General features: G+C 56.7%; 26 protein-coding genes. 13 read left to right on the top strand and 13 right to left on the bottom strand.

Going from position 1 to position 24730, the window contains the following annotated elements; translation table 11 throughout:
* Positions 1-65 precede the first annotated feature (65 nt).
* From AC2FIO_RS01895 to AC2FIO_RS01885, 3 genes are all read right to left on the bottom strand, one after another.
* Entirely contained in the window at positions 66-551 is a 486-nt protein-coding gene (locus AC2FIO_RS01895; protein WP_109311614.1) for a (2Fe-2S)-binding protein, read from the bottom strand.
* A gap of 153 nt (positions 552-704) precedes the next feature.
* Positions 705-1706 (bottom strand): molybdopterin-binding protein, encoded by a 1002-nt coding sequence (locus AC2FIO_RS01890; RefSeq protein WP_496695320.1) that lies wholly within the window; start codon positions 1704-1706, stop codon positions 705-707.
* Positions 1703-2671, bottom strand: a complete 969-nt coding sequence (locus AC2FIO_RS01885; RefSeq protein WP_282168408.1) for an XdhC family protein — start codon at positions 2669-2671, stop codon at positions 1703-1705. The genes AC2FIO_RS01890 and AC2FIO_RS01885 overlap by 4 nt, the downstream gene beginning before the upstream one ends.
* A gap of 242 nt (positions 2672-2913) precedes the next feature.
* On the opposite strand from AC2FIO_RS01885, the gene AC2FIO_RS01880 reads away from it, so the two are divergent.
* Positions 2914-3414: a hypothetical protein gene (locus tag AC2FIO_RS01880; RefSeq protein WP_082637106.1), complete on the top strand. Its 501-nt coding sequence runs from the start codon at positions 2914-2916 to the stop codon at positions 3412-3414.
* A gap of 3 nt (positions 3415-3417) precedes the next feature.
* Here the strand turns inward: AC2FIO_RS01880 and AC2FIO_RS01875 are convergent, their stop codons facing one another.
* Complete coding sequence (locus AC2FIO_RS01875; RefSeq protein ID WP_496695318.1) at positions 3418-4674, bottom strand: vWA domain-containing protein; 1257 nt, start codon at positions 4672-4674, stop codon at positions 3418-3420.
* Entirely contained in the window at positions 4674-5582 is a 909-nt protein-coding gene (locus AC2FIO_RS01870) for an AAA family ATPase (RefSeq protein ID WP_496695317.1), read from the bottom strand. Before AC2FIO_RS01870 ends, AC2FIO_RS01875 begins: the two co-directional genes overlap by 1 nt.
* A gap of 154 nt (positions 5583-5736) precedes the next feature.
* Between AC2FIO_RS01870 and pyrC the strand changes: the two genes are divergently transcribed.
* On the top strand, positions 5737-6774 hold the full coding sequence (pyrC, locus tag AC2FIO_RS01865; RefSeq protein WP_496695316.1) for a dihydroorotase: 1038 nt from the start codon (positions 5737-5739) through the stop codon (positions 6772-6774).
* On the opposite strand, the gene AC2FIO_RS01860 is transcribed toward pyrC, so the two are convergent.
* Positions 6771-8066 (bottom strand): MmgE/PrpD family protein, encoded by a 1296-nt coding sequence (locus AC2FIO_RS01860; protein WP_496695314.1) that lies wholly within the window; start codon positions 8064-8066, stop codon positions 6771-6773. The two genes, pyrC and AC2FIO_RS01860, sit on opposite strands and share 4 nt — an antisense overlap.
* Positions 8067-8103: 37 nt before the next feature.
* Positions 8104-8550 (bottom strand): type II toxin-antitoxin system RatA family toxin, encoded by a 447-nt coding sequence (locus AC2FIO_RS01855; RefSeq protein ID WP_058271887.1) that lies wholly within the window; start codon positions 8548-8550, stop codon positions 8104-8106.
* Positions 8551-8621: 71 nt separating this feature from the next.
* On the opposite strand from AC2FIO_RS01855, the gene hpt reads away from it, so the two are divergent.
* Together hpt and AC2FIO_RS01845 are read left to right on the top strand one after the other, a co-directional pair.
* Positions 8622-9164: a hypoxanthine phosphoribosyltransferase gene (hpt, locus tag AC2FIO_RS01850; RefSeq protein ID WP_058271886.1), complete on the top strand. Its 543-nt coding sequence runs from the start codon at positions 8622-8624 to the stop codon at positions 9162-9164.
* Between the two features lie 131 nt (positions 9165-9295).
* Complete coding sequence (locus AC2FIO_RS01845) at positions 9296-9655, top strand: hypothetical protein (RefSeq protein ID WP_496695312.1); 360 nt, start codon at positions 9296-9298, stop codon at positions 9653-9655.
* 4 nt (positions 9656-9659) lie between these two features.
* Here the strand turns inward: AC2FIO_RS01845 and AC2FIO_RS01840 are convergent, their stop codons facing one another.
* Together AC2FIO_RS01840 and lipA are read right to left on the bottom strand one after the other, a co-directional pair.
* Positions 9660-10802, bottom strand: a complete 1143-nt coding sequence (locus AC2FIO_RS01840) for an amidohydrolase (RefSeq protein WP_496695311.1) — start codon at positions 10800-10802, stop codon at positions 9660-9662.
* Positions 10799-11749, bottom strand: coding sequence for a lipoyl synthase (gene lipA, locus AC2FIO_RS01835; protein ID WP_496695309.1), 951 nt, complete (start codon positions 11747-11749; stop codon positions 10799-10801). Before lipA ends, AC2FIO_RS01840 begins: the two co-directional genes overlap by 4 nt.
* 263 nt (positions 11750-12012) lie before the next feature.
* Between lipA and AC2FIO_RS01830 the strand changes: the two genes are divergently transcribed.
* The gene (locus AC2FIO_RS01830) at positions 12013-12561 is read left to right on the top strand and encodes a peroxiredoxin (protein WP_496695307.1); all 549 of its coding nucleotides are present in this window, start codon (positions 12013-12015) and stop codon (positions 12559-12561) included.
* 47 nt (positions 12562-12608) lie between these two features.
* Here the strand turns inward: AC2FIO_RS01830 and AC2FIO_RS01825 are convergent, their stop codons facing one another.
* Complete coding sequence (locus AC2FIO_RS01825) at positions 12609-13532, bottom strand: hydrogen peroxide-inducible genes activator (RefSeq protein WP_282168414.1); 924 nt, start codon at positions 13530-13532, stop codon at positions 12609-12611.
* Between the two features lie 52 nt (positions 13533-13584).
* Positions 13585-14694: a DUF6456 domain-containing protein gene (locus AC2FIO_RS01820; protein ID WP_496695305.1), complete on the bottom strand. Its 1110-nt coding sequence runs from the start codon at positions 14692-14694 to the stop codon at positions 13585-13587.
* Positions 14695-14934: 240 nt separating this feature from the next.
* Here AC2FIO_RS01820 and AC2FIO_RS01815 point away from each other — a divergent pair, with 240 nt between their 5' ends.
* Positions 14935-15234, top strand: coding sequence for a DUF6477 family protein (locus AC2FIO_RS01815; protein WP_282168416.1), 300 nt, complete (start codon positions 14935-14937; stop codon positions 15232-15234).
* On the opposite strand, the gene AC2FIO_RS01810 is transcribed toward AC2FIO_RS01815, so the two are convergent.
* Together AC2FIO_RS01810 and AC2FIO_RS01805 are read right to left on the bottom strand one after the other, a co-directional pair.
* On the bottom strand, positions 15235-16779 hold the full coding sequence (locus AC2FIO_RS01810; RefSeq protein ID WP_058271464.1) for a trimethylamine methyltransferase family protein: 1545 nt from the start codon (positions 16777-16779) through the stop codon (positions 15235-15237). It abuts the gene before it with no gap.
* Between the two features lie 133 nt (positions 16780-16912).
* Positions 16913-17386: a GNAT family N-acetyltransferase gene (locus AC2FIO_RS01805; protein WP_496695303.1), complete on the bottom strand. Its 474-nt coding sequence runs from the start codon at positions 17384-17386 to the stop codon at positions 16913-16915.
* Between the two features lie 58 nt (positions 17387-17444).
* On the opposite strand from AC2FIO_RS01805, the gene guaA reads away from it, so the two are divergent.
* The 7 genes from guaA to AC2FIO_RS01770 all read left to right on the top strand — a co-directional run bounded on the left by guaA (position 17445) and on the right by AC2FIO_RS01770 (position 24692).
* Positions 17445-19004, top strand: a complete 1560-nt coding sequence (guaA, locus tag AC2FIO_RS01800; RefSeq protein ID WP_496695301.1) for a glutamine-hydrolyzing GMP synthase — start codon at positions 17445-17447, stop codon at positions 19002-19004.
* A gap of 66 nt (positions 19005-19070) precedes the next feature.
* Positions 19071-19781 (top strand): hypothetical protein, encoded by a 711-nt coding sequence (locus tag AC2FIO_RS01795; protein WP_496695299.1) that lies wholly within the window; start codon positions 19071-19073, stop codon positions 19779-19781.
* 45 nt (positions 19782-19826) lie between these two features.
* Positions 19827-20522: an FkbM family methyltransferase gene (locus AC2FIO_RS01790; RefSeq protein ID WP_496695297.1), complete on the top strand. Its 696-nt coding sequence runs from the start codon at positions 19827-19829 to the stop codon at positions 20520-20522.
* 92 nt (positions 20523-20614) lie between these two features.
* On the top strand, positions 20615-21520 hold the full coding sequence (locus AC2FIO_RS01785) for a DMT family transporter (RefSeq protein ID WP_496695295.1): 906 nt from the start codon (positions 20615-20617) through the stop codon (positions 21518-21520).
* 121 nt (positions 21521-21641) lie between these two features.
* A complete protein-coding gene (locus AC2FIO_RS01780; RefSeq protein WP_058277787.1) occupies positions 21642-22769 on the top strand; it encodes an OmpP1/FadL family transporter in 1128 nt (375 codons plus the stop codon).
* A 104-nt stretch (positions 22770-22873) separates the two neighbouring features.
* Positions 22874-23770, top strand: a complete 897-nt coding sequence (locus tag AC2FIO_RS01775) for a DMT family transporter (RefSeq protein WP_496695293.1) — start codon at positions 22874-22876, stop codon at positions 23768-23770.
* 49 nt (positions 23771-23819) lie between these two features.
* Positions 23820-24692 carry an ATPase gene (locus tag AC2FIO_RS01770; RefSeq protein WP_496695291.1) on the top strand — a complete coding sequence of 291 codons (873 nt, stop codon included), beginning with the start codon at positions 23820-23822 and terminating at the stop codon, positions 24690-24692.
* The last annotated feature ends 38 nt before the right edge of the window (positions 24693-24730 follow it).

The following is a 24730-nucleotide window of genomic DNA, read 5'->3' as shown; positions in this document are numbered from 1 at the left end:
CCATAAACGGATGCTGTGCATCCTATGTCTTCCCACGGGCGCTTCATCGGACGCCCGCAGCGGCATCATTCGGCAGCGATGCTGCTGACGTCCTGACCAGATGCGGCCATGATCGCCTTGACAATGTTGTGGTAGCCGGTGCAACGGCACAGGTTGCCTTCCAGATACTTGCGCACCTCGGCCTCGGTCGGGCGCGGGTTTTCTTTCAGCAGTGCTGCAGCACTCATGACCATTCCCGGTGTGCAGAAACCGCATTGCAGGCCGTGATGGTCCTGAAATGCCTGCTGAATCACGTTCAGCGAGCCATCTTGGTTAGCCTGGCCTTCGATCGTGCCCACATCAGCCCCGTCTGCCTCAAGCGCCAGCATATTGCAGGACTTCACGGCCTCGCCGTTCACATGAACAACACACGCGCCGCATTGCGCTGTATCGCAACCCACATGAGTGCCAGTGAGATTGAGATTCTCGCGTAGAAAACCGGACAACAACGTCCGCCCTTCCACCTCACCGCTCACGGTCTTACCGTTCACGGTCATTGAGACCTTGGTCATAAGATCCTCCCCTATTGGCTTTTATCGCTGTCGCCGAGTTAAACACGGGAAAATTTGTTTGAGAACAAAAATATTTAGCGCCAATATCCGACGTTCGTAGGGGTCGTCTTTTCTATCTCAGCCGCCTAAGAAGAAAAGCTAAAATCTGCCACATCACCTTTTGCGCGACGCGCGTGGTTGCGGCCGCGTCGGGATTTCTTTCAACAGCCCGCCAACCCCCATCCCAGCAATGTCCGCGCCGGTTGTTTCGATGCCGCAAGCAACCCGCGACAGGACCCAATCCGCGCCGTTCAATGCAGGCGAACGGGCGCATCCGGGCAATCCGATTACTGGCCTTGGGCCGAGTGATCCAAGAAACAGCAGATTACCGGGATCGACTGGCATGCCGAACCTATCCACCTGACCGCCAGCCGCCCGCACGGCCTGAGGTGCAACATCAAAAACATCAGATGTCGCAGAGCCGGTCAGGATCATCACAATGTCACCGGCAGCCTCTGAAATAGCCTGCGACAGCGGTTCGGCTTTGTGTGGAACGATCCGTACATCGCTGAGGTCCATGCCAAGGGTTTCTACCCGGCCGCGAATGGCGGCGATCCCCTTTTCGTTGGGGGGACCTCCGGGAATATCCGTTACGATCAGCCCTGCCGTTTTATGTACCGGTGCCACCAGACGAATCGAGGCCCTAGCCAGACCAGCGGCCTGCACGACGTCATTCTTTGGAACGGCGTAGGATATCACCTTGATCGTGGCGACCATCCCACCCGGGCCCATCTGTTGATATTGCGGCACGGTCGCTACTGTGATCATCGGGTTGACGCAGTTGAACTCCTGCAGGGCCGCAACGTCCAATTCGACAACACCCGGCCCGTCGGCCAGCAGGTTCACGCGCCCGGTAAACGGCTGCGTTACCCGTAATCCGGCGGCATCTGGATCAGGCGCAAGTGCAGCGGCCAACATTTCAGCAGCCTCGTCCTCGTGGCAATCGCCGGGCTCAAGCTGCGCAACCGTGACCTCATCATATCCAGCTGCACCCAGATGAGCCGCATGTTCGGCAGTCAGCAGCAATCCTTTGCGCAACTTGGCATCCTGAACCTGGACGGAGTGTGCAAGGATCGCGCCGGTGGCCTCGGCGACAGGAACGGGACCGAATTTCACGCCTTGCCCCGCAGCACGGCCGTCATCTGGGCGAGGATGGCCACCGCGATCTCGGACGGATCCGCCGCGCCGATGTCCAATCCAATCGGTCCGTGGATCTGGGCAATCTGTTCGTCCGTAAAACCCGCTTCTTTCATGCGAGCAACCCGCTTGGCATGCGTACGCGTGGACCCCAGAGCGCCGATATAAAACACGCCCGCCTTCAAGGCAGACTCCAAAGCCGGGTCGTCCAATTTGGGGTCATGCGTCAGCAAGACAACAGCGGTTCGCGTATCCATGCCCAGCTTGGCGACCGCCTCGTCCGGCCAATCAGTCAGGATGGTTTCGCCCGGGAATCGGGCACCAGAGGCAAAGGCATCGCGCGGGTCGATGATGGCCGGATCATATCCGGCGATCCGGGCCATCGGAACCAGAGCCTGCGCAATGTGCACTGCCCCCACTATTATCAATCGCAGCGGAGGGTTGTGGACTGCAACAAATGTCTGCCCGTCCTCCTCAAAACCTGATCGGTCCATGCGCATTCGGTTTGAATAGGCTTTGCGGCGTAAAGCCCGATGACCGGTCTCGGTATTAACTTCATAGGCCACCGGTTCCCGCTGTGCGCGGGCTTTGACCAGATCTCGCAACATGGATTCTGGCAGGACCGAACCGACAGGTTCCACTAAAACACGGATCGTTCCTCCGCAGGCCAAACCCACGGCAAATGCATCCTCGTCACTGACACCAAATTCCAACAGACGTGCCTCACCTTCGTCCATCGCCTCAAGCGCTTCGACGATGACCGCGCCTTCGACACAGCCGCCGGATACCGACCCTTCGATCCGCCCGTCTGCGGCGATCACCAACTGTGCACCGACGCGGCGCGGCGCGCTGCCCCAGGTTTCAACCACCGTGGCCAGAGCGGTTGGGTTACCCTCGGAATGCCATTTAAGGGCCGTCTCTGGGCTGTTGTCGAATCTGTCCATTGCACCCTCCCGGCGTGTTCTGAACCAACATAGGCAGGTTTGGCGCAATGAAAAGTAAGCCTTAAGGCGAATACCGGATGTTCGACCTGTCTGTTAAACTCAGAATTGTATCGGCGTATACAAGCCCAGATTGCCAAGCAGCCCACAAATCATTGATTGCACCCGGCCCAGAATCTAGCCTACATGCGTAGCTGCTGCATTCCAGTATGCGCATATTAATTTTTGACAATGGAGACAGAGAGTTGAAACGCATTTTTACACTCGGAATGGCACTTGGCCTGTTCACCGCAAGCGTTGCATCCGCAGACACGTTCCTGCGTTATGGCGAGGTTGAAGGTTGGAAAGTATTTATTGACGAGGACAAGAAATCCTGCCTGATCGAAGCGGTTGATGACGCTGAAAACGTCGTTCAGATGGGACTGACCGAAGATCGTGGCGTGGGCTATGTTGGCGTCTTCACCAAGGCCAAGACCGACATCAAGCGCGGTGAAAAAGAAGCTGTCGCGGTACTGCTGGGCGACAACATCTATGTTGGTGAAGCAACCGGTATGAAGGGCAACATCACCAAGGGTTACTCAGGTGGTTACGTCCTGTCCGACGATCCCCAATTCGCCGATGACCTCGCCAAGCAAAAGGTCATGGTTGTGTTCCCGGAAAAGGAATTTGCCTTCACCGTTGATCTGACCGGCACATACAAAGCCATGGAAATGGCCCGCAAGTGCAACGAAGAACAGCTAAGCTGATACTCAGTAGGAAAGCGCGGACAACAACCGCGCTTTCTCACCCACGTCATCGGGTTTCGAGATGACATTGGCCAGATCTTCGAGCGACGCAATCGAATGGCCGGCGCGGAAGCTGTCAACATGGGGCAGCATGGCCGCGACGCCCTGCGCTTTGGGTGCAAACCCGTCCCAACGCAGTAATGGGTTCAACCAAATCAGGCGTCGTGCGGACAGGTGCAATCGCTCCGTCTCTTTACCCAACGCCTCGGGGTCACCCCGATCCAGCCCGTCCGAGATCAATAGGACCACAGCACCCTGCCCCATGACCCGCCGCGACCAGTCGCGGTTGAACGCATGAAGGCATTCGCCAATCCGCGTCCCCCCTTCCCAATCCTGCGCCTCGGCCCCGGCAGAGGCCAGTGCGGCATCCACATCTCGTTGCTGCAGATGGCGAGTGATGTTTGTCAGGCGCGTCCCGAACGTAAACGCATGAACCTTGGCCCAGCCTGCCCCTTTGGCATTCGAAACGGCATGAAGGAAATGCAGGACGACCCGACTGTATTGGCTCATTGACCCCGAAATATCGCAAAGCACGACAAGATTGGGCCATCGAGGTTTGGGCTTGAGCTTGGCAATATCGCGCAACTCACCACCCTGTCGCATCGCGGCGCGCAATGTCCGCGCCCGATCAATGCGATGCCCCAGATGGCTGGCCTGACCGCGTCTGGATTCTATTGGCTTCACCGGCAGAGCAAGCCGCGACAGCATGCGCTTAGCTTGCGCGATCTCGGCGGTGCTCATCTGCTCAAAGTCCAGACTGCGCAGACGTTCCTCGGAGGACGCCGTTTGCGAGGCGTCGATCTCTAACTCGGATTCTTCTTCCTGCTCAGCCACCTCGGGCAGATCACGTTCAACCCCGTCCAACAACGCCTCGGCCGCGCGCTTTTCGGCCGCGTCAGCCTTGCGTTCTTCCTGTACGCCGCGAATGGCAGGCAGCATCATGGACATCATGTGCTCAAGATATCGGGGGTCACGCCAATAGAGGCGAAAGACCTGCGCAAATACAGTGCGGTGTTCCGGGCGGTTCACAAAACAGGCGTGCAATGTCCAGTAGAAATCCTGTTTTTCCGTGAACCCCGCCGCCTGAACCGCGCGAATAGCATCCACCACTCGACCCGTCCCAATCGGCAGCCCGGCCTTACGCAACGCGCGTGCGAAATGGGTGATATTTTGCGCCAGCTTGGGGTTGTCCGGAATGTCGATCGGAAGCTGTTCAGCCATCAGGCTGGTTCCAGCGACGCTTTGGCTTGATCCAGTATTCGTTTCGCCTCGGACCCCTGCAATTTCTGGATGTCGTCCTGGTATTTCAAGATCGCACCCAGGGTGTCTCCGATCACTTCGGGGCTGAGGTTGATGACGTCCAGCGCAAGCAGGCATTTGGCCCAATCTATCGTCTCAGCCACACCCGGTTTCTTGAACAGGTCTTCGGTGCGTAGATGCTGAACAAAGGCCACGACCTCACGACTAAGCGCTTCGGCAGCTTCCGGCGCGCGCGCGTGCAGGATTTCGATTTCTCGGTCGAAATCGGGGTAGTCGACCCAATGATAGAGGCAGCGTCTTTTTAGTGCATCGTGCACCTCACGTGTGCGGTTCGAGGTGACGATAACGATGGGCGGCTCCGGTGCTTTGACCGTGCCCAGTTCAGGAATCGTGACCTGAAAATCGCTGAGCGCCTCAAGCAGGAAAGCCTCGAAAGGTTCATCCGTGCGGTCCAACTCATCGATCAGCAGGACCGGCGCGCCGTTTTCATCCGGGCGCATCGCCTGCAGCAGCGGGCGTTCGATCAGGTACTCGTCCGAGAACAGCTCGGTCTGCAATGTCCCCCGATCCGCCCCGCCCGAGGCTTCGGCCGTGCGGATCGCCACCATCTGCGCCGGAAAGTTCCATTCATAAACAGCGGAAGAGGCATCCAGACCTTCGTAACATTGCAACCTGATCAGGCACCGGTTCAGACCGGCGGCAAGGGCCTTGGCGATCTCGGTCTTGCCTACCCCGGCCTCACCTTCCAGAAACAGTGGTCGGCCCAGTTTCAGGGACAGGAACACCACCGTCGCCAGCGCACGCCCGCAGACATAGCCCTGTGAACCCAACATGGATTGAACGGCGTCGATGGAATCTGGCTGTGTCATGTTTCGATCTCTCCCTTGGCACAACAGGTCATGGGCGCTCGCGCGCGTCAAGGCCGTGTTCTTTCCGGGACTTACGACGATCGGACTGATTGACAAGGTCTGGGACCGAATTGAAGGTCTTTCACCGCCGGGTCCGCTGTGCTAGCGGAAGGCCATGACCGATACCCTCACGATCCGCCGCCCCGACGACTGGCATCTGCACCTGCGCGATGGCGCGATGTTGCAGGCCGTCCTGCCCGAAACCACGCGTCATTTCGCCCGCGCGATCATCATGCCGAACCTTGTGCCGCCCGTCGTGCGCGGCGATCAGGCCGCCGCCTATCGCGACCGCATATTGGCCGCGCTGCCTGAAGGCATGACGTTCGAGCCGTTGATGACCCTGTACCTGACCGAGGATACGGACCCCGATGATATGGCAGCAGCCAATGCCAGCGGTCTGGTCAAAGCGGTCAAACTGTACCCGGCGGGCGCAACGACCAACTCTGCCTCAGGCGTGCAGGATTTCGACAAAGTGCGTCCGGTGCTGGAGAAGATGGCCGAGATTGGCCTGCCCTTGTGCGTACATGGTGAGGTCACCGACGCCGAGATCGACATTTTTGACCGCGAAGCTGTATTCATCGACCGTGTTCTGGATCCGATCCGCAAGGCCACTCCCGGACTGCGTGTGGTGATGGAGCACATCACGACCGCGAACGGTGTCGATTACGTCAAATCCAATAACAAGGATCTGGGTGCAACGATCACGGCACACCACCTGATTATCAACCGCAACCATATCCTCGTTGGTGGAATCAAGCCGCATTACTATTGCCTGCCTGTCGCCAAGCGTGAAGAACATCGACTGGCTCTGCTGGCGGCTGCAACCTCGGGCGATGCGCGGTATTTCCTGGGTACTGACAGCGCACCCCACACCGACGCCAACAAGGAAATGGCCTGCGGGTGTGCGGGATGTTTCACGGCGACCAATACAATGTCACTTGTGGCCGAGATGTTTGACCGCGAGGGCGCTTTGGATAAGCTGGAAGGCTTTGTGTCTCTGAACGGCCCGGCCTTCTATCGCCTTCCGGTGAATGAGGAAACCATCACCCTGACCAAAGGCGAACCGGTGGAATACCCGGACAAGATCGACTGCGAAGATGGTCCGGTCACAGTGTTTGAACCGGGTTTCCCGCTACACTGGCGCGTGACTTAACCCGCCAGCAAAGCAGACAAATCGCGGACGCGGCCTCCGGTGCGAAGCATCGACCAGATCGCGTCCGCGTCCTCTGCTCCAATCAGCTTGTTGGCTTTGCCGCGCACGCGGTCCTCACGGTCCGACAGGGTCATCGGGGCCAACAGGTCATGCGTGGCCTCGCGCCTTGCCCCATCCCGGCGCAACAAGGTCAGCTGCGCCTGCGTTTCTGACAAACTGTCATCCTCTTCGACAGAGACTCGGTCCCGCAAGGATACCAGTCGCGGGTCGGCGCATGTCTTGTCCGAATAGCTGCCCGGCAGGGCCGTATCATAGCCAAGAGCCTGCATCGCAAGCACCGTCCGATATGAGAACTTGGCACCAAGGCCAGTTGTCGGGGAAGTCTGGTTGCAGACACTCATCCACCTTGGATGCGTCTTGATCTTGATCTCGGCGACTTCCGGTTCGGCGATATCCAGGTCGCGTGCAGCCTCAAGCGCGGCGTGCAATCCGTGGCAACAGGCATGAAACTTGTGACTGACGCTTTCAAAAAGCCATTCCGCACCCAGCCCATCCAATGAGGCTGCAATGTCTGATTGTCCTTTATGTGTCGCGCCAAATCCATAAGACCCTTCCAGCGCGTCTGAATTGGGATCGAATCCCGATGCCACCAACAAAGCTGCCTCAATCCCGGCAGAGGCCGCCAGACCCGCGTTATAAGGCTTACCCATCGTTCCGAATTGCGCCTTTAGACCGGCCGCCCGAGTCGCCGTCAGGCCCAGAACTTTTCGCATCTGTTCGACGTCGAATCCCAGTATGCGCCCTGCAGCGACAGCTGCACCAAACGCGCCAGACGTTGCTGTCTGGTGAAAGCCCGCCTGATAGTGATCGCGCCCCAGCCAGAGGCCGATCCGAATGGACGTCTCCATCCCAACCAGCGCGGCCTCAAGGAAATCGACCAGAATACGGTCGTCCCACTCGCTTATGGCCAGCGCCGCTGGAAGGACGGCAACCGATGGATGCCCGATATGGGCGAAATGCGTGTCGTCATAGTCCAGGGCATGCGACACGGTACCATTTACCCATGCAGCACCGCGCAGGGGCGCCCCTCCTCCACCAAAAAGGCGCGCTTGTTCCGCCCCCCCCTCGCCAAGCACAAGGTCGCGCACTGTCCGGGAAACAGGCTCATCAACTCCGGCACGCCCGACAGCAATCCAGTCCAAAACAGAAAGAGACGTAACGACCCGCGTCTGCAAAGTCGTCGTAATTGGCCCCGCCGCGAAGGCTGCCAGTGATGTGGTGAAATCGGTCATGGGCGCAGTCTAGCGACCGCCAACCTGGGGTAAAGACCTAGCTGTACAAGTCCTTCGCGCGGGTCTCAAAGGCTTGAACGATCCGATGCATGGCCTCGTTGAAGACCACGCCGATGATCCCTTGAAGGATCGCGTTCTTGAATTCGAAATCCACGTGGAACGTGATGTTGCATCCGCCATCGTCGGCGTCAGCGAACTGCCAGTCGGATTTCATGTATTTGAATGGGCCGTCCAGATATTCGGTGTCGATTCTTTTCTGATCGGCAAACAATGTCACTCGGCTGCCGAACCGTTCGCGAAACACTTTGAACGAGATCACCAAGTCTGCCTCCATGACCTGCGCCTCGCCCGCCGCATAGGTCCGACGAATGCGGGCGGCTGCGCACCACGGCAGAAACTCGGGATACTTTGCCACGTCCGCGACCAGCTCGTACATCTGCTGAGCAGTGTAAGGAAGGTGACGTGTTTCCGAATGAGTAGGCATGGCGTCCGGTTTTTCAGGTGACAATGGCGCGTCATGTCGTATGTTGCGCGCCAAAGATCAAGGGGGCAGCGATGAGCGACCGCGCATATGTGATAGATACGATGATCTCGGCCAAGGCGATTGCAGCCCGAATCGAGGAATTATGCCGCGAAATCACGGCAGAATTCGGAGATACCGACAAGCTGATCGTGGTCGGCCTGCTGCGCGGCAGTTTCGTCTTCATCGCGGATCTGGTGCGCGAGCTGGACCTGCCGATCGAAGTCGATTTCCTCGAAGTATCCTCGTATGGAGACGCGATGGAAAGCAGCCGGGAAGTACGCATTCTCAAGGACTTGCGCGGTGCGATTGAAGGGCGCGATGTTTTAGCGGTCGAGGATATCGTCGACACGGGCCACACGCTGAACCACGTTACAAAACTCTTGCGCAGCCGCAAGCCAAGCCGACTTAAGTCCATTGCCTTGCTGGACAAACCCAGCCGGCGCGAGGTCGATTTCCGTTCCGATTGGATCGGCTTTGAAATTCCGGACGAATTTGTTGTGGGTTACGGGATCGACTACGCGCAGCGCAATCGCAACTTGCCGTTTATTGGTAAGGTTCGTTTTGTCGAAGACTGAGAGGGGCAAAAACAAACCCAGTTTCCAATCGTCAAAGTAGCTGCGCACCCTTGTATTCACTTAAATGAATACCATTGGACAACGCCCTCAACAACAGATTACCCTCCGATCATCTTGGGAGGATTCTGCTTATGAAAGTAATGTCTATTGGGCTTCTGGCGACTTGCGCAGTCGCCGCAACGGTTGGTCTTGCGGACGCAAAAGACAACAAGGGCAAAGGGAAAGGCCCAGACAAGTCGAAAATCGAAAAGTCGATAAAGACCAATAATGGCGTTGGTGTACCGCCTGGACAGATCAAGCGTTATACGCGAGGTCAGAAAATCCCTAACGATCTGAATTTTGACTATCTTGATGACCTGGACGGCTGGAAGTTGAAACCCCTACCCGCCGGTCAGCGATATATCCGCGTGGATGACGAAATCCTGTCAATATCAGATGACACTAAGACAGTCATTGATGCCGTTGGAATAGTGAGCGATCTCGTAAACTGAAGTTTCAGCCATTAAGTGATCGAATTGCGGCAACAAATACGTCTACTCCTACCGGGATAAGTGCGTCTGGGAAATCATAGTCAGGGTTATGCAATTGCGGATGATCCTGCCCCGACCCAAGCCAAAACATGGCCGTTTTCGCGCCTTTCCCAAATTGCCCAAAATCTTCCGAGAATTTTTGCGGCGTCTTTGTTAAATGGCACGGCACTCCACGCTCGGCGCAGGCTGTTGCGATGATGCTCACCGCGTCGCTGTGATTGACGCAGGCCTCGAAGACATCGTCATAGGTGATCTCAAAACCCAGACTGTCGGCGGATGCAGCGCGGCGCGCCAGCGCCTCGGCCTCGGTGATCAGCGTTTGCATCCGGGCGTCTGAAACGGTGCGCAAGGTCACCCAGATCTCGGCCTGCCCCGGAGCGACGCCGAAAGTCGGCTCTCCCAAACGAGCATGCGTCACAGTTGTCAGCGCAAAATCGGCATCCAACGCGCCGCCTGCGCCTAAACCCGCCAGCTTCGAAACCAGTTCGGACATCGCCTCAGCCGGGGAAATCCCATCCTGAGGCGCAGCCGCATGGGATGTCTTGCCGGTCAGGATAATTTTCATCCCGCGCGAGGCGCAATTGGCCGAACCCTGACACAACTCAACTGCACCAAGTTCCAACCCCGGCAGGTTGTGCAAAGAGAACACATAGTCCAGCGCGATTTGCGCGAATTGGGGGTCCGCGCGAAAGGCGATAGCGCCCTGCCCGGTTTCCTCAGCCGGTTGAAAGATCAATACCACCCGACCCTTTTGGGGGCGGTGGCGCGCCAAGTCTTCGGCAACGCCAAGCACCATCGCCATGTGCCCATCATGGCCACACAGTTGCCCTTTGCCCGGAACCTTTGACACATAGGGGTGCGTGCCAAGTTCTTGAATCGGCAGCCCGTCCAACTCGCACCGGATACCAACTGTTGGCCCAGCCTGCCCACTGTCAAAAACCGCGGCAACGCCATGCCCCCCCAGTCCGGTAAGCACACGGTCCGCGCCGATTCCCTGCAACAGCTCTGTCATGCGGGCAGCGGTTTCGCGCTCCTGCCCGGAAAGTTCGGGATATTGATGCAGGTCGTGGCGCAGGCGTGTCAGCCGCGCGTGCGCTTCGGGTGTCACCCCTGTTCCAGCTTTTTCTGGCGAGCCTCACGCAACCGGGCAAAGTCATCCCCCGCGTGATAGGACGACCGGGTCAGAGGTGTCGCGGACACCATCAGGAACCCTTTGCCATAAGCAGCCTTTTCGTAGGATGCGAATTCTTCCGGCGTCACGAACCGATCCACACCATGGTGTTTGGGCGTGGGCTGCAGATACTGACCGATGGTTAGAAAGTCGATATCGGCGGCTCGCATGTCATCCATGACCTGCCGAACTTCTTGCTCATTCTCACCCAAGCCGACCATGATTCCCGATTTGGTGAAAATAGACGGGTCCAGCTCTTTGACGCGCTGCAACAGCCGCAGCGAGTGGAAATAACGCGCACCGGGACGCACTTCGAGGTACAGACCGGGTACGGTTTCCAGATTGTGGTTGAACACGTCCGGCTTGGCCTCGACGACAGTTTCAAGAACGGAAGAGTCACATTTCAGGAAATCAGGTGTCAGGATTTCAATGGTCGTCTTCGGCGACCGGTGCCGCACCGCGCGTATCGTCTGTGCGAAATGATCGGCACCGCCGTCCTTCAGATCATCGCGGTCAACAGATGTGATCACGACGTGGTTCAAACCCAGCTTTTCAACCGCATACGCCACGCGCCCCGGTTCAAACGCATCCAACGAGTCCGGACGTCCTGTCGCAATGTTACAGAAGGTACAGCCGCGCGTGCAGATCTCGCCCATGATCATCATGGTGGCGTGGCCCTGGCTCCAGCATTCGCCAACATTTGGGCATCCGGCCTCTTCACAGACAGTGACCAGATTATTTTCACGCATGATCTTGTGCGTCTCGGCATAACCCTTTCCGCCGGGGGCCTTGACGCGTATCCACTTGGGCTTCTTAGGCTGCGCATTGTCTGGACGATGCGCTTTTTCGGGATGACGTTGTTCTGGGATCTTCAGATCACGCACGGCTGGCTTTCCTGACTTTGGGTCAATTTGCTTTGCCCTAACATAATACGCCCGCGCAGACTATGCCACCCGGGCATACCCGCCATGCATAGCAGGTTTGCAACCGAAGAAGCCGCGCCGCGCTTCAAACATAGTAGCAGGATTTATCTTATGTTTACTGTTACTTAAAGTTATATCGCAAATGCAGCATTTCTGGCGTTGAAGGCGGTTTAGAACTGTTTTAAGTCACCATTAATTCTAATGTGAATCACAGGAGCCCGTAGATGAAAACCGGCGCAAAACTGCCTTCCGTTACCTTCCACACCCGTGTCCGCGACGAAGCAATCGAAGGATCCAACCCGTTCCGTTGGGAAGACAAAACAACCGCGGATTACTTCGCAGGCAAGCGCGTCATCCTGTTTTCCCTGCCCGGTGCTTTCACACCCACATGCTCTACCTTTCAACTGCCCGGTTTCGAAAACGGGTATGCCGATTTCGCTGCCAAGGGCATCGATGAAATCTACTGCATGTCCGTGAATGACAGCTTTGTCATGAACAAATGGGCACAGGATCAGGGCCTTAAAAACGTCAAAGTCATCCCTGACGGTTCGGGCGAATTTACCCGCAAAATGGGCATGCTGGTCGACAAGGAAAACTTGGGCTTTGGCATGCGTTCGTGGCGCTACGCTGCCATCGTAAAGGATGGTGTGGTCGAAGCTTGGTTCGAAGAGCCCGGACTGATGGACAACTGCCCAGAAGACCCCTATGGAGTTTCGTCCCCAGAAACCCTGATGAAGCACCTGGAAGAAGCCAAAGAACCGGCACTGGCATAACAATTGTCAGGCTGACGTATCAAAGGCTCGCCTCAGGCGGGCCTTTTTTAATGGCGGGTCGCGGTTACGATATCATCGCCAACACGCCGGATGACTTCCGCAAGACTGTCGAACCAGTCTTCATGTCCCGTCGAAAGGCGCCGGACCAACCCCACCGTCCGCGCAGGCTGCGGTGCCCCGAACCGCATGAGCTTGAGCCCCGGAACAGCTTCGGTCTCCGAGCGGGCCGCGAGTTCAGGCATGAGTGTCAGACCAAACCCTTCCGCAACCAGTCGCGACAGGGTAGCCAATGAGGACGCCCCCATATTGATCAAACCGCTGCTTCTGTCTTGACCACAGACCTCAAGAGCCTGATCCGTCAGGCAATGTCCGTCATCCAGCAACATCAACTGCGCGGTCTGCAGATCCACCGGGCGCAAGGCATCCGGGTCTGAGTGTACTGTCCCAAGCCGCCCCGCGCTTCCGGCAAGCAGAAAGCGATCCTCGAAAAGCGGCAATTCGAACAATTCGCTGCCACCGGCCGGCAAGGCCATCACACCGGCATCGATTTCCCCGGCCCGCAGCATGGCCAGCAAGCGCTCGGTCCGTGCCTCGCGGATCTGCACTCGCAAGGAGACATCGGCTGTGCGCAGCCCGGCAAGCACTCCAGGCAAAAGATAAGGCGCAATTGTCGGGATGATTCCAATCGCCAAAGACCGATGCCCAACGGAATGATCCTTTGCGAACTGGTCCAGCCTGTCTGCCGCGCCTAGCACCTGACGGGCGTAGTCCAGCACGTCGCGCCCCAACGGCGTCAGCAGTATGTCGCGGGCCTGACGTTCGAAAAGCGGCCCGCCCAAGGTCTCTTCCAACGCTTTGATTTGAACCGACAGCGCGGGTTGTGAGACATGGCAGACCTGCGCCGCACGACCAAAATTGCGCTGATCTGCCACCGCATTGAAATACTGAAGCTGCCTGAGGGTAAAATTCATAGGCAATTCCTATCACTACCCCCTGAAACCTCAACTGCGAATTATGGAATTTCTACCCAATCAGGCGAGTTTTCTCTGCTTGATCTTCGTAATGGCGCTTTAGACGTTGCAAGGCGATGCGCAACACGATCTTCCCGGAACGCGCCGACCACCCCATGCGTTTTTCGGCTAATTCGAGCCCCTCAAGGTAACAGCAGCACCGCAGTGCCACGTCGCTTAACCCCGGTCCCAGATCCGACAGGGCACGTTCAACCCGAGCGCGCGCGTCTGAGGACCCCTGCCCAGCATACGTTCCATTTGCGAAACTTCCCCGCCCCCCGGCCGTTAGAAAGTGATCCCAGTTTTGGGCAACCTGCGGACCGATCTGCGACAGTTCAAAGTCTTCGCGCAGCCGTTCGCCAGCGCCGACCAGAGTTTCGTCGAGAAAGGGCTTTCCGTCCTTGTCCCGCCTGCGCGCCAACGCGATCAGCGGGCTTTCGGCGGCACTGTAGCGAATACGTCTGGCACCGTGCGGCAACATTTCCTGTCTTTGTTCTCCATGCGGCTGAAACGGCGATTGCGCCTCGGCCATGCCGAACTCGTTTCTGGCGCGAGCTTTGTTCTCGGCCTCGGCGATCAGTTGGCTTAAGGCCGACCGCCCAGCGGAAGAGATGCGATACCGTGAAATACGTCCGGGATTATCGCAGGATATCCAATCATTCAGAGCCAGCGCTTGCGCAATCGTGCAATCGACGACCGCAGTTCTTGCGGTCCCGCTGTCGCCGGTGTTCCGAACGACCACAGCCTTGTCCATCTCTTCCGCCACAGCCAGAACCGCGCCGGTTTCGCAAAGGCGGCGCAGTATTCGAAGAGCTTCGCGGTTAAACTCATCGTCCTTGCTTGCTGCATCGTTGGCCTGAATACCCAAAGCCTCGTTCAGGGACCCAGTACGCCCCTGTTGATCCGTGAAATGGTCCTCTGCCAGCGCTTGCAGAGCAGCATCCACCAATGGATCGTCCCGGCGCATTTCAATACGTCGGATCTGTCTGAGTATGGTTGACGCATGGCACCCCACGGATCGCGCGATGTCGCGGATCGATTGACCGGTTTCGGTATGCGCCAGGTATCTCTGCGCCCCTTCAGGCACCCACGCCGGAATGGTGAAAGCCATGTTTTCTTGCATAGTTACTTGCCCTCGTCGACAAAACAATCGGTTCTCAATCGCCCCCGGTGAATGTGTTAACCAATTCTAACTAGAGCCGCTTTCGTTACTCGTTCGTTAACCGGGACAGACAACAACCAGATTTGATTCAAAATCATAAACACTCATGAAGTCAGAGTTCGGAGGGAACCCACACAAGGCAACACTCGCTTAAGCTGTGTGACAAATGGCTATCTTCTGTTCAACCAAGGGATCAACGAAATGCAGGACCTGATGACCATGATTACAACGCTCCGCCGCCCACGCCTGTTGGCTCGGGCCGCAAAAATTGGGGCGCAGGAGTATGATCGGGACCGGCATCTTCAACGTGTTCTGGGATACGGATCACTGCCCGGCACAGGGTCTGCATTGGTTCGTCTGTTGGAATTGGAACGAGAGGTAAACGCCCAAAGACTGGCCGAAGACGCCGCCTATTCGCTGGTCCGCCATCTGGACCTGCTGATTGCGCTATTGGGCGAGGCGCAACTGTTCAAAGCCAGTCGCGCCACGCAGTATCAATGATCAGGTGAAGGCATCCGGCATGGATGCTTTCTTTTCCGCCACGTATGCGTTCAATGCTTCGTTGACGGCGGGGTCGAGTTGCGGTTGTTGGTAGTTGGCCAGCAGATGCTCGACCCGCGACGTGGCCAGTTGACGTGTGTCGCGCCCGCCTTCGTCTTCCCAAGTCTCAAAGGGTTTGTAATCCAGAACCTCGGACTTCCAGAACGCTTCTTTAAAATTCGCCTGCGTATGGGCACAGCCCAGATAGTGACCGCCCGGGCCAACTTCGCGGATCGCATCCATCGCCTGCGCGTTTTCATCATAGGCCACGCCCTTGGCCAGACCGTGCAGAACGCCCAACTGGTCGGCATCCATGACGAACTTTTCGAAGTCTGCAACAAGACCGCCTTCAAGCCAGCCGCACGAGTGCAGCATGAAGTTCACGCCAGCCATCAGCCCCATATTCAGTGAGTTTGCGGTCTCATAGGCCGCCTGTGCATCAGGCAGTTTCGAGCCGCAGAACGACCCGGCCGAGCGGAACGGCAGGTTCAGACGTCGCGCCAGCTGGCCCGCACCGTAGGTAACCATCGATGCCTCGGGCGTACCAAATGTCGGCGCGCCAGAGTTCATATCGATCGATGACACAAAGGCACCGAAAATCGCAGGCGCGCCCGGACGGATGATCTGACTATACGCCACGCCAGCCAGAACTTCGGCCAAAACCTGCGTCAGTGTCCCGGCAATCGAAACAGGCGCCATCGCACCACCCACGATAAAGGGCGAGATGATGCAGGCCTGATTGTTCTTCGCATAAACTTCCAGCGCGCCCATCATCACGTCGTCGAAGGTCATCGGCGAGTTGATGTTGGTCAGCGAGGTCATCACTGTGTTTTCCTGAACGAACTCTTTGCCGAACAGAATCTCACACATCTCAACCGAATCCTGCGCACGGCTGGGATCGGTGACCGAGCCCATGAACGGCTTGTCCGACAAGGTCATGTGCGCCATCAGCATGTCAAGGTGACGCTTGTTCACCGGAATATCTGTCGGTTCGCACACGGTCCCGCCCGAATGGTGCAACCACTTGGACATATACGCCAGTTTAACGAACTTGTTGAAATCTTCCATGTTCGCATAGCGACGGCCACCTTGGGCGTCCCGCACAAAGGGTGGGCCGTACACCGGGGCCAGAACCAGATTGCGGCCACCGATGACAACCGATTTCTCGGGGTTACGGGCATGCTGCGTGAATTCGCTGGGCGCTGTTTTGATCAGCTGACGCGCCAAACCGCGCGGAATGCGGACGCGTTCACCATCGACATCGGCGCCAACATCTTTCCAGCGCTGCAACGCGGCTGGGTTGTCGACAAAGTTCACGCCGACTTCGGCCAGAATGGTTTCCGCATTGGTTTCGATGATCTCCAACGCTTCTTCGTTGAGAACCTCGAAGTTCGGAATATTCCGTTCGATGTATTTCGCCGTTTCGATGCGAACCGCGGTACGTTCGGCCCGGCGGGCGGCGCCACCGCCACCTCTTGCCCGACGCCGGGTGTTTGCCTCTGCCATGAGAAGATCCCGTCTATTGGTTGGTTTGATCAGTTTGTTACAGCAAGCATTTGGGGCAATGCATCTAATTTACGGCGCTATAGGGGGAAAAGCGACATCCGCAGGAACCAAAACCGTCAGGCACTTGCTCTAATCACTCAAGTTCCTTCTCCATAAGGATGGTCTTGCCGCTCACCTCTTTCTCGTGCCAGCCCAAGTAGAGGTACATGGAGACTGTCGCTTGCATCAATTTATGCGTTCGCAACCTGAGCTTAGCGGTGCCCGTTCCCTTGGCTTCTTGTTCAGCTATTCCGATCAACCGCCTCGCCAACCCTACCCCTTGTGCCTTTGGCGATACGGCAAGGTTAAAGATCATCACCGCAGAATCGACCTGGTCAAAAACAATAAACCCGACGATGTCTTCATCCTGCGTGGCAACCCAGGCCTGATGCGCGACGATGTCGTCGCCAACGCCGTCCGTGACATCGGGCAGATCAGGAATATCGCGAAGTGCATCCGCATAGGCCGCTGCAATACAGGTTGTGACGGCTTCGGTATCAGCGGCACTTGCGCGGCGTAGTTTGATCTCGGGCATCTCGCGCTCTTTCTGTATTATCCTGAGGCTCAATTGCACAAATGACGTCATAGCGCTTGCACATGCAAGCCTTGCGACCTAATAGCCAACCATGACCCAAGACACCCATGACCGCCTTCTGATCATCGACTTCGGCAGCCAGGTTACGCAGCTTATTGCGCGCCGCCTGCGCGAGCTGAATGTCTATTGCGAAATCCACCCCTATCAAAAAGTCACGATGGACTTTGTGCGGGAAATGGCCCCCAAGGCCGTGATATTCTCGGGCGGTCCTGACAGTGTGACACGTGAGGGTTCGCCCCGTGTACCGCAGGAGATCTTTGATTACGGCGTTCCAATCCTTGGCATCTGCTACGGCCAGCAGGTGATGATGCACCAGCTGGGCGGTAAGGTTGAAAGCGGACACGGCACGGCCGAGTTTGGGCGTGCGTTTGTGACCCCCAACCAAAAGCTGGATATTCTGGACGGCTGGTTCACCGATGGCGATGAACAAGTCTGGATGAGCCACGGCGACCATGTCAGCGAAATCGCGCCCGGTTTCACCGTTTACGGCACCTCCCCCAACGCACCTTTCGCGATTACAGCGGACAGCAACCGTCACTTCTATGCGGTTCAGTTCCACCCCGAAGTGCACCACACACCCAAGGGTGCAAAACTGTATGAGAACTTCGTCAAACTTGCCGGGTTCAAGGGCGATTGGACCATGGGTGCCTATCGCGAACAAATGATCGAAAAGATCCGCGAGCAGGTCGGCGACAAAAAGGTCATTTGCGGTCTGTCCGGTGGTGTCGACAGCTCGGTCGCGGCGATCCTGATCCACGAGGCAATCGGCGATCAGCTGACCTGTGTATTCGTGGACCATGGCTTGCTTCGCAAGAACGAGGCCGAAGAAGTCGTCGGCATGTTCCGCGATAATTACAACATCCAGCTGATCCACGCGAACGAAAGCGATCTGTTCCTTGGTGAACTCGAAGGTCAAAGCGACCCCGAGACCAAGCGCAAGATTATCGGCAAGCTGTTCATCGACGTGTTCCAGAAACACGCTGACACCATCGATGGTGCAGAGTTTCTGGCGCAAGGCACGCTGTATCCGGACGTCATTGAATCGGTGTCCTTCTCGGGCGGCCCCTCGGTCACGATCAAATCGCACCACAACGTTGGCGGACTGCCAGAGAAAATGGGCCTGAAACTGGTCGAACCATTGCGCGAGCTGTTCAAGGACGAGGTTCGCGCCCTAGGCCGCGAACTGGGCCTGCCGCAGAGCTTTATTGGTCGTCACCCTTTCCCCGGTCCCGGTCTGGCGATTCGCTGCCCCGGTGAGATCACCCGCGAAAAGCTGGACATCCTGCGCGAAGCGGATGCGGTCTATATCGACCAGATTCGCAAGCACGGCCTTTATGACGAAATCTGGCAAGCCTTTGTCGCGATTCTACCGGTTCGCACCGTTGGCGTCATGGGCGACGGGCGCACTTATGACTACGCTTGCGCCCTGCGTGCGGTGACATCGGTGGATGGTATGACGGCTGACTATTATCCATTCAGCCACGAATTCCTAGGCGAAACGGCTACGCGGATCATCAACGAAGTCAAGGGCATCAATCGCTGTACCTATGACATCACCTCGAAACCTCCGGGCACGATTGAGTGGGAATAGACGCCAGTTTGTGTCAATTGTGCGCGTTGAGAACATTTAATCCACTTTCATCAGCGAGGGGCCTTCATGACGAACACCCATTTCTGGATATTGCGAAAGGTCCTGAAACGTGCGTCGAAAGCGTCACTGGAACAGGTCAAAACCTACCGGATTCTGGGTGAAACTTATGGCCAATACAATTCCATAGAAAACTGGGACTGCCGCGATGGTGAGGGCCGTGAAATCCCGTGGTACACATATCCGGCCATCGAATACCTGGACAGCTTCGATCTGAACGGCGTTCGCGTTCTGGAATATGGCAGCGGGAACTCTTCGATCTACTATCTGAATGCAGGTGCAGAGGTAACGTCGGTCGAAAACGACAAAGGCTGGTTTGACAAGATTTCTGCTTCTCTCGCCGACAAACCGCATTTCACCTATTTCTTCGAGCGGGAAGAAGCGCAATATGTTGAACGCGATGAAATACGAAATGCCGATATCGTCGTCATCGATGGGCGCTATCGCAACGCCTGCGCCAGATTTGTTCGGGAACAGTTCCAGCAGAAACGGATAGATCCGACAATGATTGTGTTCGACAATTCGGACAGGCACCCGGACTGCATCGCCTTGCTGGACGAGGCCACAGGCTGGAACAGATGCGATTTCAACGGCTTCGGCCCGATAAATTCCTATACATGGACCACATCGGCCTATCTCAATCCATCGCGGCAACTGCCGAGAAAGAAACCTTTGGCCCCTATAGGTGGGCTGGGCATTCTGAGCGCCGACGACAGCTAGGACGCTGCGGATGCGATGCCGCCGACACACGATAGGATGGGCGTTGTGAAAATACTCAACAAGATCAGAAATTCGGTTTCAAAGCGTCTCAACCCACAAAATACCAGATATTATGGGCTGAACGCTCTGGATCAGAAGCTTGAGCCCTATCTGGATTTCGACAACGGTTCCTTTGTGGAACTCGGGGCCAATGACGGCGTCACGCAATCCAACACCTACTATTTCGAGAAAGAGCGGGGATGGCAGGGTGTCCTGATCGAACCGGCACCGCATAACTTCCTTAAATGTTTCTCTCTACGTGGAAGTCGGAGCAAGGTTTTTTGCAATGCCTGCGTCGAATTCGGATTTCCCGATCGTCTGATCGAGATGGTTTACGCAAACCTGATGAGCGTCAGTGTCGGACAGGAATTAGACCTTGCGGATCGAAGCGAGCATTTAAAGAATGCCCAGCTACATATGAAAGAAACCGAGGTCAGTTTCTCTTTCGGCGCGGTCGCGCGCCCGCTCAACGAAATTCTCATCGAGGCTGAAGCCCCCAGCAGAATAAACCTGCTGTCTCTGGATGTCGAAGGGGCGGAACTGAATGTTCTGAAGGGGATTGATCATGACCGGTTTCGCTTTGATTTTATGTTGATCGAGTGCCGGGACCTGGATCGACTGCAGGGATTTCTGGGCACCGTTGGCTACAAATTGGAAACCGCCCTGAACCAGCAGGACTATCTTTTCCGCAACAACCGATAGGCTCAATCCATGCTCTTACGTCTAACGCGGAATTTGCCCGACCGGAGCCGGCGTCTGGCCATCACGCCCGGTTGTGTTCAGGTATTACCGTTTTGACGCGCTCACCGAGTCATCTAGTCAAAGCCGCACTTTGGATGACAGGGGCAATTGCCTCATTTTCAGCTATGGCAATCGCTGGCCGTGAACTGAGCGTGACCCATGACACGTTCGAGATCATGTTCTACCGCAGCCTCGTCGGAATTTGCGTGGTCGCCCTGATTCTGACCCTGACACGCAAATGGCATCAAGTCTCGACCGAACGGATCGGATTGCATGGGGTTCGCAACGTGCTGCATTTCACCGGGCAGAACCTGTGGTTCTACGCAGTCGGTGTCATTCCTCTGGCACAGGTTTTTGCGCTGGAATTCACGCAACCCATTTGGGTCATCCTGCTGTCTCCGCTTTTGTTGAAAGAACGTCTGACGGCGGTGCGCATGATGTCGGCGTTGATCGGATTTGCGGGAATTCTTCTGGTCGCCCGGCCGGGCTCCGTGCCTCTCAGTGCAGGTGTGATGACCGCTGCTATGTCCGCTATTTTCTTTGCCTTAACAACGATATCAACAAAGTCCCTCACTCGTTTTGCCAGCATCGGATGCATCATGTTCTGGCTGACAGTAATGCAAGCCGTGCTGGGGCTGATCGCATCGGGTATCGACGGACAAATCACCCTGCCCTCGGCAAGCACAGCACCGTTTTTGTTGCTGGTGGGACTGGCCGGGCTGCTGGCGCATTACTGCATCACAAATGCGCTGGCGATTGCCCCGGCAACCGTTGTGGTGCCGTTTGACTTTGCACGCCTGCCCACAATCGCGGTCATAGGTATGGTTCTGTATCACGAACCGCTGGATCACTGGACCCTATTAGGCGCTGCGGTAATTTTCGTAGGTATTTTCCTGAACGTTCACGCCGAGAATCGTAACAGTTTGGCAACACCTCTTCGCGACACTCAACACAAGTAACGCACGGTCACCAGTTGACGATAAGGTAAAGCTCAAGAAAATAACGAGCACCACAATGCAGGTCAGTCCGCACCACATATCAACAGGCGCTGACCTCCAGGAGACCTAGAGGGAGGAACTAATGAAAAAAGCGCTTCTACAGGCGTGTGCGGTATGCGTTGGCGCAACCGGTGCTTACGCAGGCGGTCTTGATCGCAGCGGCCAGGGCGTCAACATTCTGTTTGAGGAAGGTTCTGTTGTTCAGTTCCGTTTGGGTTACGCAAACCCCGACGTGAGCGGTGAGCAGAACGGTGTTGATTCCGGAAACATCGCCAAAAGCTTCTGGACACCACACCTGGCATACAAGCATTCGTTTACCGATCAGTTGGACTTTGCTCTCATTTATGATGAACCGTACGGTGCCGATGTCGAGTACCCGTCGAACTATCCTTTGTCGCAGAACCCCTTGGCCGCTTTTGGTGGTCGCACCGACGTTTTGCGCGCTAAAGCGGATGTTGATGCGATTACTGCCCTGGTGCGTTACAAGTTCGATGGCGGCTTCAGCGCAATCGGCGGTATTCGCGCACAGCGAGCCAAGGCAACGGTTGCTGTCCCGGTTGTTGCCGGTTACGAATTTGAATCCGGCTCTGAGGTTGACTTCGGTTACGTCGTAGGCGTCGCATGGGAACGTCCCGAAATCGCGGCACGTGTCGCACTGACCTACAACTCTAAAATCACGCACGATTTCGACTCGACGGAGTCCATCAACCGAAGACCACCGCCCGTCCCCGCACCGCTTGTGACCGCACAGACCGAAACCGAAGTTGTGACGCCTCAATCGGTAAATCTGGACTTCCAGACCGGTGTGGCACCTAAAACGCTGCTGTTCGGCTCGATCCGCTGGGTTGACTGGCCGCAGACAGTTCTGGCACCGCCGGTTTATACTGCCGCTGCGCAACAGAACCTGGTTGATTACGCGGACGACACCTTCACCTACACACTGGGTCTTGGCTACAAGTTCACCGAAGAGTTTTCTGGCGCGATCTCTGCGGGCTATGAAACGTCCTCGGGTTCTGCTGTTTCGAACCTCGGCCCCACCGACGGTTTCTGGAGCCTTGGCGTAGGTGGTACATACTCCTTCGAGCAGGCTCAGATTTCTGGCGGCATCCGCTATACCGACATCGGAGACGCGACCACCACAACAGGTGGCGAATTCTCGGGCAACTCGGCATGGAGCGTCGGCCTTCAGCTCACTTACACGCTGAACTGATCCCGCCTACCGAACCAACTACAAAAACCCCGCCACTTTCGGCGGGGTTTTTCTTTGCGCAAGTTTCGGGTCGAACATCGCCTTGGGGAATGCGAGAACGGGCTATGGAACCTCAAAAACACCTGTCTCCAAGGGCTTGGGCCGAACTGTTGCTTCTGGGCGTGATCTGGGGCGCATCCTTTATCTCGATCCGCGTCGCATTGGACACGATCCCCGTCATGACCTCGGTTCTGCACCGCGTATTCTGGGCGATGCTGGCGTTGTGGATCGTTGTCTGGGTTAAAAAGCTGAGTGTTCCCACCAGTCCGCGCATCTGGGGCGCATTCCTGATGATGGGGTTGTTGAACAATGCCATCCCATTCTCGCTTATGGCTTGGGGGCAGCTTTACATCGAAACTGGCCTGACCTCGATCCTGAATGCAGCAACCGCCGTCTTCGGCGTCCTGATCGCCGCTATGTTTTTCAAGGACGAGAGGTTGACCCTTGCTCGTGGTGTGGGCGTCGGTCTGGGGTTTCTGGGTGTAGCAATTGCAATTGGCCTCAAGAATTTCGCGACTTTCAACCTTCAAAGCGTTGCCCAACTGGCAATCATCGCAGGAACAGTTTCTTACGCGTTGGCCAGCGCCTGGGCCAGAATCAAGTTGTCTGGCTTGTCTCCCATAGTTGCCGCAGCTGGCATGCTGACCGGCTCAACCATTCTGATTTTGCCTGTTTCCCTCGTGGTCGACGGGCTTCCCGTTTTGAACTTGCCGGCGATCGCGTGGGCGGCCATTGCCTATTACGCCCTGATCGCAACAGCCGGAGCGTACTTGCTGTACTACCGCGTTCTTGCCATGGCCGGGGCCGGAAACCTGATGTTAGTAACGCTTGTCATACCGCCAGTCGCCATCGTTTTAGGCACACTGGTGCGCGACGAAACCTTACCGCCGCAGGCCTTTTTGGGCTTTGCCGTGTTGGCGATCGGGTTGTTGATTCTGAACTGGTCCCGCTCACGTGATTGACGCCGCCCCCTGCCCGTTTTAGCTAGGTCAGAAAAAGGGACAGCGGACAATGATCTACAGCTCAGCAAAGGACTGGCGCGAAGCGGCCCGGAAAAAAGTGCTGTTCTTCGGCATGTCGGGGCTGGGCAAGACCTATGTGTCGAACGTGCTGCGCGATTCCGGGGACTGGTTCCACTACTCGATCGACTACCGCATCGGTACCCGGTACATGGGCGAATACATCATCGACAACGCCAAAGCCGAGGCGATGAAAGTTCCATTCCTGCGCGACCTGTTGCTGTCGGATTCGATCTATATCGGCTCGAATATCTCGTTCGAAAACCTGACACCGGTTGCGACCTATCTGGGCAAACCGGGCAACCCGGCGCACGGCGGGCTTGAGCTTACTGAATATCGTCGTAGGCAGGAACAGTTCCGCCTTGCTGAGATCCACGCCCTGTTGGACACCGAGTATTTCATCGATCGCGCCAAGCGTTTGTATCAATACCCGAACTTCATCTGCGATACCGGCGGGTCAATCTGCGAATGGGTCGATCCCGAAGACCCGGCAGATCACGTCCTGTCCGAGCTGTCCCGCCGAACCCTGATGATCTGGATCAAGGGCGATGAAGATCACACCGCAGAACTGATCCGCCGTTTCGATAAGGCCCCTAAGCCGATGTCCTATCAGGCAGAGTTTCTGACCCGTGTCTGGGACGAATACCTCACCGAACATGGTTACGCACCCGAGGACGTCGACCCGGACGCCTTTATTCGCTGGACCTATGCCCGCGCACTGGCGCACCGCCAACCGCGCTATCAGGCCATGGCGGACAATTGGGGTGTCACAGTCACCGCTGATGACATGCACAAGGTCCGCGATGCGGGTGATTTCGATGAGTTGATCGAACGCACCCTTGAGACCCGGACAAACCGGGCTTAATTACCGCCTCTACACAATAACTCCAAAGGCTTGCACCT

The sequence above is a fragment of the Ruegeria sp. CDSB086 genome (assembly GCF_059611065.1).
Note: the sequence above shows the minus strand (reverse complement) of the source record. Positions and strands in the feature narration are given on the sequence as shown.

Bases quoted from the DNA above. Each gene is read 5' to 3' on its own strand.
- AC2FIO_RS01895 (WP_109311614.1), bottom strand. From the start codon at position 551: ATGACCAAGGTCTCAATGACCGTGAACGGTAAGACCGTGAGCGGTGAG.
- AC2FIO_RS01885 (WP_282168408.1), bottom strand. From the start codon at position 2,671: ATGGACAGATTCGACAACAGCCCAGAGACGGCCCTTAAATGGCATTCC.
- AC2FIO_RS01875 (WP_496695318.1), bottom strand. From the start codon at position 4,674: ATGGCTGAACAGCTTCCGATCGACATTCCGGACAACCCCAAGCTGGCG.
- AC2FIO_RS01870 (WP_496695317.1), bottom strand. From the start codon at position 5,582: ATGACACAGCCAGATTCCATCGACGCCGTTCAATCCATGTTGGGTTCA.
- pyrC (WP_496695316.1), top strand. From the start codon at position 5,737: ATGACCGATACCCTCACGATCCGCCGCCCCGACGACTGGCATCTGCAC.
- AC2FIO_RS01860 (WP_496695314.1), bottom strand. From the start codon at position 8,066: ATGACCGATTTCACCACATCACTGGCAGCCTTCGCGGCGGGGCCAATT.
- AC2FIO_RS01855 (WP_058271887.1), bottom strand. From the start codon at position 8,550: ATGCCTACTCATTCGGAAACACGTCACCTTCCTTACACTGCTCAGCAG.
- hpt (WP_058271886.1), top strand. From the start codon at position 8,622: ATGAGCGACCGCGCATATGTGATAGATACGATGATCTCGGCCAAGGCG.
- AC2FIO_RS01845 (WP_496695312.1), top strand. From the start codon at position 9,296: ATGAAAGTAATGTCTATTGGGCTTCTGGCGACTTGCGCAGTCGCCGCA.
- AC2FIO_RS01830 (WP_496695307.1), top strand. From the start codon at position 12,013: ATGAAAACCGGCGCAAAACTGCCTTCCGTTACCTTCCACACCCGTGTC.
- AC2FIO_RS01825 (WP_282168414.1), bottom strand. From the start codon at position 13,532: ATGAATTTTACCCTCAGGCAGCTTCAGTATTTCAATGCGGTGGCAGAT.
- AC2FIO_RS01820 (WP_496695305.1), bottom strand. From the start codon at position 14,694: ATGCAAGAAAACATGGCTTTCACCATTCCGGCGTGGGTGCCTGAAGGG.
- AC2FIO_RS01815 (WP_282168416.1), top strand. From the start codon at position 14,935: ATGCAGGACCTGATGACCATGATTACAACGCTCCGCCGCCCACGCCTG.
- AC2FIO_RS01810 (WP_058271464.1), bottom strand. From the start codon at position 16,779: ATGGCAGAGGCAAACACCCGGCGTCGGGCAAGAGGTGGCGGTGGCGCC.
- guaA (WP_496695301.1), top strand. From the start codon at position 17,445: ATGACCCAAGACACCCATGACCGCCTTCTGATCATCGACTTCGGCAGC.
- AC2FIO_RS01795 (WP_496695299.1), top strand. From the start codon at position 19,071: ATGACGAACACCCATTTCTGGATATTGCGAAAGGTCCTGAAACGTGCG.
- AC2FIO_RS01780 (WP_058277787.1), top strand. From the start codon at position 21,642: ATGAAAAAAGCGCTTCTACAGGCGTGTGCGGTATGCGTTGGCGCAACC.
- AC2FIO_RS01775 (WP_496695293.1), top strand. From the start codon at position 22,874: ATGGAACCTCAAAAACACCTGTCTCCAAGGGCTTGGGCCGAACTGTTG.
- AC2FIO_RS01770 (WP_496695291.1), top strand. From the start codon at position 23,820: ATGATCTACAGCTCAGCAAAGGACTGGCGCGAAGCGGCCCGGAAAAAA.